The 12390-nt window shown below is 65.9% G+C and carries 13 protein-coding genes; 10 read left to right on the top strand and 3 right to left on the bottom strand.

Annotated features, from left to right (window positions below; all coding sequences use genetic code 11):
• Window positions 1-64 precede the first annotated feature (64 nt).
• The 4 genes from glyA (at window position 65) to K5658_RS05740 (ending at window position 3684) form a co-directional block, all read left to right on the top strand.
• Window positions 65-1321: a serine hydroxymethyltransferase gene (glyA, locus tag K5658_RS05755; protein WP_221066015.1), complete on the top strand. Its 1257-nt coding sequence runs from the start codon at window positions 65-67 to the stop codon at window positions 1319-1321.
• 63 nt (window positions 1322-1384) lie between these two features.
• Window positions 1385-1882, top strand: coding sequence for a transcriptional regulator NrdR (gene nrdR, locus K5658_RS05750; RefSeq protein ID WP_221066014.1), 498 nt, complete (start codon window positions 1385-1387; stop codon window positions 1880-1882).
• An 8-nt stretch (window positions 1883-1890) separates the two neighbouring features.
• On the top strand, window positions 1891-3003 hold the full coding sequence (ribD, locus tag K5658_RS05745; RefSeq protein WP_221066013.1) for a bifunctional diaminohydroxyphosphoribosylaminopyrimidine deaminase/5-amino-6-(5-phosphoribosylamino)uracil reductase RibD: 1113 nt from the start codon (window positions 1891-1893) through the stop codon (window positions 3001-3003).
• 39 nt (window positions 3004-3042) lie between these two features.
• Complete coding sequence (locus K5658_RS05740) at window positions 3043-3684, top strand: tetratricopeptide repeat protein (protein WP_221066012.1); 642 nt, start codon at window positions 3043-3045, stop codon at window positions 3682-3684.
• A gap of 25 nt (window positions 3685-3709) precedes the next feature.
• On the opposite strand, the gene K5658_RS05735 is transcribed toward K5658_RS05740, so the two are convergent.
• Entirely contained in the window at window positions 3710-5383 is a 1674-nt protein-coding gene (locus tag K5658_RS05735) for a glycosyltransferase family 4 protein (RefSeq protein ID WP_221066011.1), read from the bottom strand.
• Window positions 5384-6094: 711 nt separating this feature from the next.
• Here K5658_RS05735 and K5658_RS05730 point away from each other — a divergent pair.
• From K5658_RS05730 to K5658_RS05715, 4 genes are read left to right on the top strand one after another with little or no spacing between them, the layout of a single operon-like run.
• The gene (locus tag K5658_RS05730; protein ID WP_221066010.1) at window positions 6095-6502 is read left to right on the top strand and encodes a hypothetical protein; all 408 of its coding nucleotides are present in this window, start codon (window positions 6095-6097) and stop codon (window positions 6500-6502) included.
• 23 nt (window positions 6503-6525) lie between these two features.
• Window positions 6526-7710: a hypothetical protein gene (locus K5658_RS05725; RefSeq protein ID WP_221066009.1), complete on the top strand. Its 1185-nt coding sequence runs from the start codon at window positions 6526-6528 to the stop codon at window positions 7708-7710.
• Window positions 7711-7754: 44 nt separating this feature from the next.
• The gene (locus tag K5658_RS05720; RefSeq protein ID WP_221066008.1) at window positions 7755-8312 is read left to right on the top strand and encodes a DUF2242 domain-containing protein; all 558 of its coding nucleotides are present in this window, start codon (window positions 7755-7757) and stop codon (window positions 8310-8312) included.
• A 27-nt stretch (window positions 8313-8339) separates the two neighbouring features.
• Window positions 8340-9026, top strand: a complete 687-nt coding sequence (locus K5658_RS05715; RefSeq protein ID WP_221066007.1) for a tetratricopeptide repeat protein — start codon at window positions 8340-8342, stop codon at window positions 9024-9026.
• A 10-nt stretch (window positions 9027-9036) separates the two neighbouring features.
• Here the strand turns inward: K5658_RS05715 and epmA are convergent, their stop codons facing one another.
• Together epmA and efp are read right to left on the bottom strand one after the other, a co-directional pair.
• Window positions 9037-10029, bottom strand: coding sequence for an EF-P lysine aminoacylase EpmA (gene epmA / locus K5658_RS05710; protein ID WP_221066006.1), 993 nt, complete (start codon window positions 10027-10029; stop codon window positions 9037-9039).
• A 77-nt stretch (window positions 10030-10106) separates the two neighbouring features.
• Entirely contained in the window at window positions 10107-10676 is a 570-nt protein-coding gene (gene efp, locus K5658_RS05705) for an elongation factor P (RefSeq protein ID WP_221066005.1), read from the bottom strand.
• 80 nt (window positions 10677-10756) lie between these two features.
• Between efp and epmB the strand changes: the two genes are divergently transcribed.
• Window positions 10757-11737, top strand: a complete 981-nt coding sequence (gene epmB / locus K5658_RS05700; protein ID WP_221066004.1) for an EF-P beta-lysylation protein EpmB — start codon at window positions 10757-10759, stop codon at window positions 11735-11737.
• A gap of 56 nt (window positions 11738-11793) precedes the next feature.
• Window positions 11794-12300, top strand: a complete 507-nt coding sequence (locus K5658_RS05695) for a superoxide dismutase family protein (protein WP_221066003.1) — start codon at window positions 11794-11796, stop codon at window positions 12298-12300.
• Window positions 12301-12390: the final 90 nt, after the last annotated feature.

The following is a 12390-nucleotide window of genomic DNA, read 5'->3' as shown; positions in this document are numbered from 1 at the left end:
CCGCCCACGCACACCCGATGCCGGTCCCGCCCCTTCTTCTCCACCCCCGCGAAGGTCAGAAATCATGTTTAGCAAAGGTATGGAAATCGCCGGTTTCGACGACGAACTGTGGTCGGCCATCCAGAACGAAGTGGACCGCCAGGAACACCACATCGAACTCATCGCCTCTGAAAACTACGCCAGCCCCCGCGTCCTCCAGGCCCAGGGTACGGTGCTGACCAACAAATACGCCGAAGGCTATCCCGCCAAGCGCTATTACGGCGGCTGCGAATACGTCGATGTGGTCGAAAGCCTCGCCATCGACCGCGCCAAGCAATTGTTCGGGGCCGACTTCGCCAACGTCCAGCCGCATTCCGGTTCCCAGGCCAACGCCGCCGTCTACATGGCCCTGCTCAACCCCGGCGACACCGTGCTGGGCATGAGCCTCGCCCACGGCGGCCACCTGACCCACGGGGCCAAGGTCAATTTCTCCGGCAAAATCTACAACGCCTTCCAATACGGCCTCGACACCAGCACCGGCTATATCGATTACGAGCAAGTCGCGGCCCTCGCCCAGGAGCATCAGCCCAAGATGATCGTGGCCGGTTTCTCCGCCTATAGCCGCGTGGTCGATTGGCAGCGCTTCCGCGAGATCGCCGATTCGGTGGGCGCTTTCCTCCTGGTGGACATGGCCCATGTCGCGGGCCTGGTCGCCACCGGCCATTACCCCAGCCCGGTGCAGATCGCCGATGTCACCACCACCACCACCCACAAGACCCTGCGCGGCCCGCGCGGCGGCCTGATCCTGGCCAAGGCCAACGAGGAGATCGAGAAGAAGCTGAATTCGCTGGTGTTCCCCGGCATCCAGGGCGGTCCCTTGATGCACGTCATCGCCGCCAAGGCCGTGGCGCTGAAGGAAGCCCTGCAACCCGAGTTCAAGGAATACCAACAGCGCGTGGTGGACAACGCCAAGGCCATGGCCCAGCGCTTCGTGGACCGGGGCCTCCAAATCGTCTCCGGCGGCACCGACAACCACCTGATGCTGGTGGACCTGATCGCCAAGGGCATCACCGGCAAGGCCGCCGACGCCGCCCTGGGCCGCGCCCATATCACGGTCAACAAGAACGCCGTGCCCAACGATCCGCAATCGCCCTTCGTCACCAGCGGCATCCGGGTCGGCACCCCGGCGGTGACCACCCGCGGCTTCAACGTGCAGGATTGCGAAACCCTGGCCGATTGGATGTGCGATGTGCTGGACGACCTGGAGAACGAGGCGGTCATCGCCAGGGTCCGGGACAACGTCAGCGAGATTTGCCGCCGCTATCCGGTCTATGCCGATTAACCAGGCGGGCATCCGGCGGGCGGCCCGCGCCGCCCCCGGCCCCGTGCGCGAGGCCAACCCGATATGCGCTGTCCCTTTTGCGGAGCCCACGATACCCGCGTCATCGACTCCCGGCTGTCCCAGGAAGGCGACCAAGTCCGCCGGCGGCGCGAATGCGTCGAATGCAAGGAGCGCTTCACCACCTACGAAGCCGCCGAACTCAACCTGCCGCGCATCGTCAAGAGCAATGGTAGCCGCGAGCCGTTCCGGGAAGAAAAGCTCCGCGCCGGGATGCTCCGGGCCTTGGAGAAACGCCCCGTCGGCAGCGACCGCATCGAAGCCGCCATCAACCGCATCAAGAAGCAACTGCTGGCCCGCGGCGAGCGCGAAATCCCCTCCCGGCTGATCGGCGAAAACGTGATGCGCGAACTGGGCGAACTCGACCATGTGGCCTATGTGCGCTTCGCCTCGGTCTACCGTAGCTTCCAGGACGTGAACGCCTTCCGCGAAGTCATCGACCAGTTGGAAAACCCCCAAGACGGCGGCGCGGCCCATCCCTCCGATCCCCCCGCCGCTTCCTGAAACCCCCGATGAATGCCCACATCCCTTGCTCCCGCGCCGACGCGGACTACATGGCCCGCGCCCTCCGCCTCGCCGAACGCGGCCTCTATACCACCGATCCCAACCCCAGGGTGGGCTGCGTCCTGGTGAAGGCGGGCCGCATCGTCGGCGAAGGCTGGCACCGCAAGGCCGGGGGTCCGCACGCCGAAATCGAAGCCGTGGCCGTGGCCGGGACCGAAGCGCGGGGCGCGACCGCCTATGTCAGCCTGGAACCCTGTTGCCACCACGGCAGGACGCCCCCCTGCACCGAAGCCCTGATCGCCGCCGGGGTAACGCGGGTGGTGGCCGCGCTGGAAGACCCCAATCCCAAGGTGGCGGGCGCGGGCATGGCCCGCTTGGCCGCGGCGGGCATCGACACCCATTGCGGCCTGTTGGCGGGCGACGCCTTGAACCTGAACCGGGGTTTCTGCCAGCGCATGGCCACCGGACGCCCTTGGCTCCGCAGCAAGCTGGCGATGAGCCTGGATGGCCGCACCGCGATGGCCTCGGGCGAAAGCCGGTGGATCACCGGAGCCGATGCCCGCCGCGATGTGCATCGGCTGCGGGCGCGGAGTTCGGCCATCGTCACCGGCATCGGCACCGCCCTGGCCGACGACCCCGAACTCACGGCCCGGCTCGGCGAAGATGCGGGCGCAATCGTCCAGCCCATCCGCATCGTGCTGGATTCCCGCCTGCGCCTGCCTTCCACGGCCCGGCTCGCCGATGGCCGGGTCCGCACCGTGGTCCTGACCACGGCGGCGGGCCGCGCGGCGCGGCAGGATATCCCCGCCACGCTGGAGATGGCCGTCCTGCCCACGGACGCGGAAGACCGGATAGACTTAACGGCGGTGGTCGAATGGCTGGGCCGGGCCGGTTGCAACGAGGTCTTGGTCGAGTCCGGCCCCACCCTGAACGGCGCCCTGTTGCGGGCCGGACTGGTGGACGAGTGGATCGTCTATCTGGCCCCGGTGGTCCTGGGCGACCAAGCCCGCGGCCTGTTCCATCTGCCGGGGCTATCCCGCATGGCCGACCGTCATGAATTGCGGCTGGCCGATACCCGGCAGGTCGGGCAGGATATCCGGCTGACCTTCCTCAAAGCGTGATGCCACCCCATCCCCCCAAAATACCCATAGGCCTACCCCATGAGTAATATCACCCTGCTGTTGTTGAGCGCCGTCCTGTTGCTGGTGGTGCCCATCGGATTGATGCTGTTCTACAAACCCCTGGTCTTCCACGTCTCCCGGCTGTTGGCCTCCTTCCTCCACAAACAGGGCCGGTTCGACCAAGCCCTGCCCCTGCACCTGAAAACCCTGGCCCGCCTCGAAAAGAGATTCGGCAAATCCCATTTCAAGCTGGTCGATACCCTGAACAGCATCGGTGATATCCACGCCGCCAAGAAGCAGCACGACAAGGCCATGGATTATTACCAAAGGGCGCTGGCGATCCAGGAACGCAAATACGGCCAGGACCATATGAACATCGTGGATTGCCTCAACAACGTGGCCGATGTCTACCGCTCGCAGGGCCGCCACGACAACTCCCTGCCCTTATACAAACGGGCGTTCGAGATCACCGAATCCAGCCTCGGCAAGGACCATCCCAATGTCGCGATGAGCCTGGACAACCTGGCCGGTGCCTACCATGCCAAGGGCCAGCACGATATCGCCCTGCCGCTGTATGCGCGGGCCTTGGATATCGCCCAGCGGAAATTCGGCAAGAAACACGACCAGACCCAGGCCATCGCCGAGCATCAGGCGTTCTGCGCCCAGCGGATGAGCAAATAGGCGGCCACCCTCCGGCGGGCGGACGCTATACCCGCAGCGCCACGCAACCGGCCTTGGCCAGATGGGCACAAGCGGCCAAGGCGGCATCGGTCGGGATACCGGCCCGCTGGGCCAGCCGCTCCACGGTCAGCGGCGCACCTTCGGCGAGCGGGGCGAGCAGGGTTTCGGCCAGTTCCGGGCTGGGCAGGAAGGCTTCGGCATAGACGAACAAGGGATGTCGGCGCAAAACCGGCCAGTCGGCGGCGGCGGGCAGGCGCGACACCACGGTGTGCGGTGTCAATATATGGCTGGGATAGCTGGCGAAAGCCCGGCAGGGGTCCATGCGTTGCGGCACGCCGCCGGACAGGGGATAGGCCGGGAATTCCGGGCCATGGGCGCGGATATCGGCCAGATGGTCCCATAGCGCACGGTAGCGGGCATAGACCACCGACCAATCGAATTCGGTGCGGGCCCGCAGGCGTCCCGCCCCGCCCAGGCGATGGCGCAAACCGGGGTCCGCCAGCAACGCGGTCAGGCGCTCGGCCAATTGCCGGTGATCGACCGCGACGTGCTGGCAGACCGCCCCCAGGTAGAAATCGTAATCGTACACCCCCGCCTCGTGGCGCAAGGCATACGGCTCGCCCAAGGGCGCGGGCGGCATCCAGGTCGCGATACGGAAACCATCGACCCCGTCGCGCACCGTTTCCCTATAGCCATCCCAATCCGTGACCACCGCCGGCAAACCCGCCGCCATCGCCTCGACCGGCGTCAGACCGAAGGTCTCCTGGATATTGTCCACCAGCGATAGGAACAAATCCGCCGCCGCCCAGGCTTGCTGGCGGGCCGTGGCGTCGCGGCCATCGGTCCACAGCGGGCGCACCGTGGGCGCGAATTCCGCCGCCGCGCCCTTGAAGACTTCCTCGATATTGGGATTGGAAAACCAACCGCAATGCAATAGCACGGCTTTGCGGCCGCTTTGCCGGGCGGCGGTTTCCATGCCCCGGTACATGGCGTGGGGATGGGTTTTGGCGTGGAAGCTGAGCCGCCCCAAGAACAGCGCCACCACCTCGTCCTCGGCGATGCCCAAGGCGGCGCGGGCGGCCTGGCGGGCTTCCGGGGTTTGGGCGAAGTCGTTGCAATGCACCCCGAGCGGGATCACCGGCAATTGTGGCAGGGTGAAGCGCTGCGCCCCCAACCGCCACCGCAGATAGTCCGCCTGGGCCTCCAGCAAGGTCCGCACGGTGGCGCCCACCGATTGCGAAGTGCAGATCAAGGCGTCCCAGGGCATCACCGGCCCGGCCAACAGCCCGGTGATCGAATTCATCGCCCCGTGCGAGGCCGTGGTATGCGTCACCCCGACCGCCGACCAAGCGCGGGGGTCCACCCGCAGGCGCAGGTTGGCGAGTTGGGAGATATCGGGATCGGGACGGTAGACGGTGCCGAGTTGGCCCAGGAGGTCCGGGCGGTCGGCGGGTGCCCAGCCGGTGGGCGTGTTGGGATCGATCTCCGCGACCCTGGAGGCGAAAATATCCGCCAGCTTGCGGTCCCTGGCATAGACCCAGAGCGCTTCGTTGGGCAGGCGGCCCGCCACGGCGGCGCGGAGGAAGCCATGGCCGGCGGCTTGCCGCCCCATAAGCTTGCCGCCCTTGATGTTATAGGCATCCGGTTCGAAGACGATGGCGACATTGGCCCGGCGTGGGGTGGATTCGGCGCTGCTCATAGGGGTGTGGCATTTTCCGGCGGTGGTCTCGGGGACGGACGGGGCGGGGCGCTCGGGAGAAACCGGCGGGGGCGGGAACGGGGGTTTCCCGTCCATGTCCCGGTGCCGCGCATCCGTCGATACGCCGCGCAACCCCGTGGCCGCGTTGGCGGTGCATTCTACAACGCCGCGCGGGGGGATTTGCGCCAGGCGGAATTCCATACGCCCTCCCCCATGGAGACATAGCCCATCCCCGCCACAGCCCCCTTTCCCCACCTGTGCCATCCGCCCGCCCATGGGCGTGTATACTCATTCAAAAAATGGTATTTTAAGCCGCCCCAAAAAGGTGGATTACCGTATCCGACCGATGCCAAGCCCTTGATTCAAAAATAAATCATCGGCACACATCGGGTTCGTGGCCCCAGGTCCGGGCGCTGCGGCTAAAAGCCCCGGTACACCTGGATACAATACTCCACATCCCGCCCCAACCACCCCGCAGGAGACCCGTCACGATGGTATCGTAAGCAGGTCAACACGACCCAACCCGAGAATAATAAGCACGGATAATCATATCGGTTTCGCCGCCCCGTCCGCATCCGCGGCACCCGCCCCCCCCCGAATCCACCCCGGCACCGCCAGGACGCGCCCCCGTCCGTGCCGCAGGGTATCGAGCGCGGGCAGGCCCAGGCGATAACCCCGAATAACACAGAGAATTCACCAGGGTATCCAGTTATGAAACCAGCCACCCGTTTCCCCCTCCTCCTGATCGGGCTGAGTTCGGCGCTCCTCCAAACCCAGGCCGTGGCCGGACCGCCCGCCCTCATGACGGCCACCGTACACAAGCAAGCCTCCAGCACCACCGACTGCCAGCTCAAGGCCACCGAAATCCTGGAAAAGCTGCACCTCGAAATCGAAGACCACGGCAACGGGACCGTGTTCGGCTACGGCGAGCGCAGCACCGTCTCGGTGAACTGCCAGGCGATAGGCGACGATGTCTACATCCCCATCGCCGTGGCCAGCCAAAAGGAAGAAGCGGCGGACCTCATCATGGGCTATGTCCGGGACTATATGAAAGGCAAGTCCAAGCCCCTCGCCGAGGCCCCCATCGACGCCTCCAAACCCCGCCGCTCCGCCGACTAGGCCGACCCAAGGAAAGCAGCCCCATGAAGCGCCTTTGCCTGATCCTGGCGGTATTGCCGATGCTCCCCGCCTGCACCCGCCAAGCCCAACCCAATAAAGGCCCGACCCTCCCGCCGCTCAGCACGGTGGCCGCGTCCATCGCGCCGGGAATGAACCTGCAAGAAGCGGAAAAGAAACTCTCCGGGCATAAACCCGCGCTGATGTTCACCAGCCAGGATGGACAGCGGGGGGTCTGGGAACTCAACGAGCGCGAAACCAACCCCCGCACCAACGCCATCCACGCCTACCGGCTGCTCCTGCAATTCGACGCCCAGGGCAAGCTCCAACGGCCCCTGCTGTCGGAATGCCAGTTCCCCGACCAGGAAACCAAGGGCGCCTCCTCCACCCCCTCCACCCTGTGCTACCGGCGGCTGCTGCTGCCGTTCGAGAAGCCGGTGGTCTACGACGCCCTCAAACGGCTGCTGCTCAACTCGAACTTCCAGATCGAACATTCCGAGCTCGATTCCGGGATCATCACCGCCAACGGGATGCAACCCACCAAGGACGAGGACGAGGTGATGTATATGAAGGTGTCGATCAACTTCAGCCCGCGCGCGGAAAACACCACCGAGCTGGTGATGGCGGCGACCTTCAATGTCGTGGAAAAGCAGATGGTCTGGGTGCAGATCGGCGGGGCCGGCATCAACCTCCCCATGCCCCTGCCGTTCCAGAAAACCGAGGAATGGGCCGACACCGGGCTGGCGACCCCCAAGTTCTACATGAACTTCTACGACGCGCTGGAACAATTGCTGGCCTCGGAATTCCTACGCTACCAAGCGCCGCCGCCCCAGCGCGCGGAGGTCAAAGCCGCGCCACCGCCCTCCCCCCGGACCGACGCCCCCGAGGACACCGAGGACACCAACCCGGAGGGCGCCTCCCCCGACGATATCGCGGCCGGCCCCATCGACAGCCCCCGCAACATGGGCCGCCCGCCCAAGAAACCGGCCCCCCGCAAAGCGGCGAAATCCAAGCCCATCGACGCCGCCGACGCCGCGCCGATGAACCTCACCGACCAGGATTCCTCCCAGCCCGAGGAAGAAGCGGCCCCGCCCATGGACAGCGAGGCCGCCCTGGAAGGCGTCCCGGACGATGCCCCCGTGGACGCCGAACCCAAGGCCAAACCGGCCAAGCACGCTTCGAGCGCCAAGAAGAAACCCGGCAAGCATTGACCGGCCACCGCTTTCCTCAACCCGAGTCCAGCCAGGATATCCAGATGAAAACCTCCGCCGCACTCCTCCCCATCGGCCTCGCGCTCCTCGCCGGCTGCGCGAACAAACACATCTACGAAGGGGAAAACTTCAAACCCAAGGAGTTCTATTCCCATGTCTTCGAGGCACCCCCGCCGGTGGTGCTGCGGGCCGCCCGCAATACCGCCCTGCAAGCGCACTACGTGGTGCAGAGCGAAGACAACGAACACCACGCCATCAAGGTCTTCAAATCCAACCAGATCGAGGGCGAGGACGACCGCTACGGCGGCCTGACCGTCGAAATGAACATCGCCTACGCCTCGGCGGCCTCGTCCACCGTGCGCTGCGTCGCGGTCGAACGCCAATACGAAGTCACCAAGAACAAGGAAACGGCGGAGATGGGGGTGGGACCGATCATCACCATCCCCCTGCCCACCGGCGAAACCCAGACCGTCACCGAAATCCGCCGCGACACCGTGGACGAGGCCGATTTCTACGAGGCGATGTACAAGGCCATCGACAAGGAACTCGATCAAGCCAAGATCGAACTGGACCTGGAAGCGACCCACCTCAACCACAAATAAACCCGGCCGCCGGGGGGAGGCCGCCAGATGACCCATTCCAAGCGCATCCTGCTGCGGCTCGCCCCGCTGCTTTGCCTCGTCCCGCCCATTCCCGGCGGCTGCGCCCAGGACAGGCTGCAAACCGAGATCCAACGCCTGGACCGGGCTTGGGTGGAGGCGCAATACACGGAACTGCCCGGAGAACAACGGGAACAACGCTTCAAGGCGCTGCTGGCGGACGCCGAGAAACTCGAACTGCACCATCCCGGCCATGCCGAACCCCTGGCCCTGCAAGGACTGCTGCTGAGCAGCCTGGCGGCGACGACGGCCAACCTCGATTCCCTGTTCCACCTGGAGGAAGCCAGGAAACGCCTGGAAAAATCCATCGCCCTCGACCCCGGCGCGCTCAACTCCAGCGCCCAGATCACCCTCGGGGCGCTGTTCCATTGCGCCCCGCCCTTGATTTCGTTCCGCGACGACGGCAAGGCCCGGCATTTGTTCGAGGATGCGCTCGAGCGCCATCCCGAAACCAGCGACGCCAATTACTACCTCGGTGCCTTCCTGCTGGAACAAGGCGAGTTCGGGCCGGCCCTGCCCTATCTGGAAAAAGCCGCCCACCTGCTGGCCCAGGACGACGGACGCCTCGACAACCGTTATTTCAGCCAGCAGGCTTCCACCCTGTTGATCGCGGCCCGCCAGCGCCGGATCGTGGAACTGATCTGCGCCGAGCCTTGAACCGGGCGTTTCACGCCCGGTCCACCGGGAACGCCAGCACCCCCCCGATTTCTTCCTCGCCCACCAGCAACATCAACCAACGGTCCAAGCCTATCGCCACGCCCGAGCAATCCGGCAGGCCATGGCGCAGGGCCGCCAGCAAACGGCCATCCTTGGGCGGCAAGGCCGCGCCCCGCGCCCGCCGCCCGGCCAAGTCGGCATCGAAGCGGGCCTCCTGCTCCACGGCGTCGGCCAGTTCGTGGAAGCCGTTGCCGAGTTCCATGCCTTCCAGGAACACCTCGACCCGCTCCACCACCCTTGGATCGTCCGGGCGCTTGCGGGCCAGCGACGGCAGGCAAGCGGGATAGTCGTACACGAACGCCACCCGGCCCCGCCCCAAATGCGGCTGCACAAAATAACTGAACAGCAAATCCAGCCAAACGCCGCGGTCCTCGCCGCACAGGGCTTCGGCCTCGTGGAAGCCCCGCACCGCCGCGCAACCCACGAAATCGGCGATATCGGCGGTCAAGGGATCGATGCCCAGATGGCGCTCGAACAGGTCCGAATAGGCGTGGCGCTCGGCGGCCGCCAGCGGATCGCCGCCCCCACGGACCGCGGCGAACAAGTCTTCGATCTCGTCCATCAAATCGGCCAGCGAGAACCCCACCCGGTACCATTCCAGCAGGGTGAATTCCGGGTTGTGGTACCGCCCGGCCTCCTCGTCGCGGAAGGCTTTGCAGATTTGATAGATCGAACCGCTGCCCGCCGCCAGCAAGCGCTTCATGGCGAATTCGGGGGAGGTTTGGAGATAGAGGGCGCGGCCCTCGCGGGCACCGGGCGGCAGAAAACGCGTGGTAAAGGCGTGCAGGTTGGGATCGGTGACGGCGGCATGGCAGAGCAGCGGGGTTTCGACCTCCAGCACATCGCGCCCGGCGAAAAAGCGGCGGACCGCGGCCAGGAGTTCCGCCCGGCGCCGCAGGATCGCCGGGGCACAGGCCGGTCTCCAATCAAGTTCGGCGCTCATGGCGTCCTCCCAAAAACAAAGGCCGCGATTGGCTCGATCCAATCGCGGCCTGGCAACCGCCCACGGCGAACCGGCGCTTATTTGCCGACGCGGGACACGTATTCTCCCTTGCGGGTATCGACCTTGATGACTTCGTCGGTCTGGATGAACAGGGGCACGCGCACCACGGCCCCGGTTTCCAGGGTGGCGGGCTTGCCGCCGCCGCCGGAGGTGTCGCCCCGCACGCCCGGATCGGTCTCGACGATCTTGAGTTCCACGAAATTGGGCGGGATCACGCCGATGGGCGAGTTGTTGTACAGGGTGACTTGGCAAACATCCTGTTCCTTCAGCCATTTGGCGGCATCGGCCACGGCGGCGGCGTCGGCCTCGTACTGCTCGAAGGTCTCGACCACCATGAAATGCCAGCGCTCTCCGTCGTTGTAGAGGTACTGCATGTCGGTATCGACCACGTCGGCGGTCTCGAAGGTGTCGCCGGACTTGAAGGTGCGCTCCAGGACGCGGCCGGTCTTGAGGTTGCGGAGCTTCACGCGGTTGAACGCCTGGCCCTTGCCGGGCTTGACGAATTCGTTCTCGAGCATGTTGTACGGGTCGCCGTCGAGCATGATCTTCAAACCGCCCTTGAATTCGTTGGTGCTGACTGTCGCCATTCTTGCCTCGTTGCTGAATTAGCCCAAAAAAATCACGCCATTATAATGGAGCGCCTTGCGCTTACCAAACCACAGCCGCGATGTATCCCTCCTGGCAGGCCGAACTGGCCGATTCCTTCACCCAGCCCCGAACCCTGCTCCAATCCCTCGCGCTCGACCCCGCCGACTTCCCCGGATTGGACGCCGCCGCCCTGGATTTCCCGTTCCGCGTGACCCGCTGCTATGCCGCCCGCATGGAGCCCGGCAACCCGGACGACCCCCTCTTGCGGCAGGTGTTGCCGCTGGGCGCGGAACTCCGGGAATACCCCGGTTTCCTGGCCGATCCGGTGGGGGATTTGGCGGCGGTGGCGGCCCCCGGCCTGTTGCACAAATACCGGGGCCGGGTCTTGCTGATCGCGACCGGAGCTTGCGCCATCCATTGCCGCTATTGCTTCCGCCGCGGCTTCCCCTATGAAGACAACCTCTTGGGCCGGAGCCGCGAGCAGGCGGCCCTGGATCATATCGCCAGGGACGCCAGCATCCGCGAAGTCATCCTTAGCGGCGGCGATCCCTTGGTGTTGAACGATGAACGCTTGGAACGGCTGGTCGCGGCGCTGGAAGCCATTCCCCAGGTGCAACGGCTGCGGCTACACAGCCGCTTGCCGGTGGTGCTGCCGAGCCGGGTGACGGAGGCTTTGCTGCGCCGCCTCGCGGACAGCCGTTTGCGGGTGGTCTTGGTGATCCACGCCAACCATGCGCGGGAATTCGATGGCGCGGTCGGGGCGGCGCTATCGGCCCTGCGCGGCGCGGGCGCGACCCTGCTCAACCAGGCCGTGTTGTTGCGCGGCATCAACGACGCCGCCGACACCCTGGCCGAACTCGGCGAAACCCTGTTCGCCCACGGCGTCCTGCCTTATTACCTACACCTTTTGGACCGGGCGCGGGGCACGGCGCATTTCGAGGTGGACGAGGCGCGGGCCACGGCCTTGCTGCGGGAATTGCGGGCGTCGCTACCCGGTTATCTGGTGCCGAAACTGGTGCGGGAAGTCGAGGGCGAGGCGTTCAAGCGGCCCGTCGCCTGATGCGGGAAATCCCCTATACTGCCGCCTCGCCATAACAATCATCCCAGGAGAGAGCGATGCGTTTATCCCTGTTATTGACGGCGGGGCTGGTCCTCGCCACGACCGGCGCCGGGGCCGCGCCCTTGGTTTTCGAGTTGCACAAGATCGACCCGCAAGGCGTGGGCGCAAGCTTGGGCACCGTCACCGCCGCGGACGGCCCGGCGGGCCTGGTGCTGACCCCCGACCTCAAAGGCTTGCCGCCGGGGCCGCACGGTTTCCATGTCCACGAAAGCCCGGCCTGCGGTCCGGGCGAAAAGGACGGCAAACCCGCCGCCGGACTGGCCGCCGGCAGCCACTACGATCCCGCCAAGACCGGACAGCATCTCGGACCGGAAGGCGCGGGGCATCTGGGCGACTTGCCCCTACTGACGGTGGCGGCGGATGGCGGCACCCAGACGGCGGTCACGGCCAAGCGGTTGCATGTCGCCGACTTGGCGGGCCGGGCCTTGGTGATCCATGCCGAGGCCGACAACTACGCCGACCAGCCGGGGGGCGGGCGGATCGCCTGTGGCGTGGCGAAATAACGCAAGCGGTGCGCCCGGAGCGCCGTTCCCCGCACAAGGAACGGCGTTATACCGCCACCCGCATCAAGCCGCGATGGCGGTGTTTTCCGC

The sequence above is a fragment of the Methylomagnum ishizawai genome (assembly GCF_019670005.1).
GTDB classification, from domain to species: domain Bacteria; phylum Pseudomonadota; class Gammaproteobacteria; order Methylococcales; family Methylococcaceae; genus Methylomagnum; species Methylomagnum ishizawai.
Note: the sequence above shows the minus strand (reverse complement) of the source record. Positions and strands in the feature narration are given on the sequence as shown.

What these genes read in the sequence shown, in the direction of transcription:
- K5658_RS05740 (WP_221066012.1), top strand. Translation starts at nt 3,043, where the DNA reads ATGAGTAATATCACCCTGCTGTTGTTGAGCGCCGTCCTGTTGCTGGTG.
- glyA (WP_221066015.1), top strand. Translation starts at nt 65, where the DNA reads ATGTTTAGCAAAGGTATGGAAATCGCCGGTTTCGACGACGAACTGTGG.
- epmB (WP_221066004.1), top strand. Translation starts at nt 10,757, where the DNA reads ATGTATCCCTCCTGGCAGGCCGAACTGGCCGATTCCTTCACCCAGCCC.
- K5658_RS05695 (WP_221066003.1), top strand. Translation starts at nt 11,794, where the DNA reads ATGCGTTTATCCCTGTTATTGACGGCGGGGCTGGTCCTCGCCACGACC.
- ribD (WP_221066013.1), top strand. Translation starts at nt 1,891, where the DNA reads ATGAATGCCCACATCCCTTGCTCCCGCGCCGACGCGGACTACATGGCC.
- efp (WP_221066005.1), bottom strand. Translation starts at nt 10,676, where the DNA reads ATGGCGACAGTCAGCACCAACGAATTCAAGGGCGGTTTGAAGATCATG.
- K5658_RS05720 (WP_221066008.1), top strand. Translation starts at nt 7,755, where the DNA reads ATGAAAACCTCCGCCGCACTCCTCCCCATCGGCCTCGCGCTCCTCGCC.
- K5658_RS05730 (WP_221066010.1), top strand. Translation starts at nt 6,095, where the DNA reads ATGAAACCAGCCACCCGTTTCCCCCTCCTCCTGATCGGGCTGAGTTCG.
- K5658_RS05715 (WP_221066007.1), top strand. Translation starts at nt 8,340, where the DNA reads ATGACCCATTCCAAGCGCATCCTGCTGCGGCTCGCCCCGCTGCTTTGC.
- epmA (WP_221066006.1), bottom strand. Translation starts at nt 10,029, where the DNA reads ATGAGCGCCGAACTTGATTGGAGACCGGCCTGTGCCCCGGCGATCCTG.
- nrdR (WP_221066014.1), top strand. Translation starts at nt 1,385, where the DNA reads ATGCGCTGTCCCTTTTGCGGAGCCCACGATACCCGCGTCATCGACTCC.
- K5658_RS05735 (WP_221066011.1), bottom strand. Translation starts at nt 5,383, where the DNA reads ATGAGCAGCGCCGAATCCACCCCACGCCGGGCCAATGTCGCCATCGTC.
- K5658_RS05725 (WP_221066009.1), top strand. Translation starts at nt 6,526, where the DNA reads ATGAAGCGCCTTTGCCTGATCCTGGCGGTATTGCCGATGCTCCCCGCC.